We start from the raw sequence: 400 nt of genomic DNA, 5'->3' as shown, positions 1-400 counted from the left end.
AGGTGAGCAACCAAAAGAGTTACTACCATTTGTAGGAAATGAACGTTTAAATATGCCTAATGGACTGATGTTTAGTGTTAAAGACTACATTGTGCTGGTTGAAGATACAGGGCGGATTATTCGAGAAGATAAACGCGGCGTCATTAGCGCGAGTAGTCAGGATATCCTCAATAGGCTGAACATTCCCGCAGAGAATTGGCTTAAAATCACCACTGAGTTTGGCGCTTTATTCAAAGGTGCGGTGGGGGCGTTGCCTGCATTAACAGATTATTGTGAGCATTTAGACCTAAAACGACGACAAGGTGCAGCTAACTGTCAGCGCTGGTTGTGCGCTTAATACACCATTTCTTAATTTAAAATAAAAGCATTTCCCACTTTTTTCTGCTGGATTGAATTTAGT

The 400-nt window shown here is 41.5% G+C and carries 1 pseudogene; it reads left to right on the top strand.

Features of this window, described 5'->3' with window-relative positions:
- A pseudogene (locus AB4140_RS19660) lies at positions 1–337 on the top strand (transposase); the annotation flags it as partial.
- Positions 338–400: the final 63 nt, after the last annotated feature.

The sequence above is a fragment of the Shewanella sp. 10N.286.51.B2 genome, from assembly GCF_041469265.1.
In the GTDB taxonomy this organism is placed as follows: domain Bacteria; phylum Pseudomonadota; class Gammaproteobacteria; order Enterobacterales; family Shewanellaceae; genus Shewanella.
Note: the sequence above shows the minus strand (reverse complement) of the source record. Positions and strands in the feature narration are given on the sequence as shown.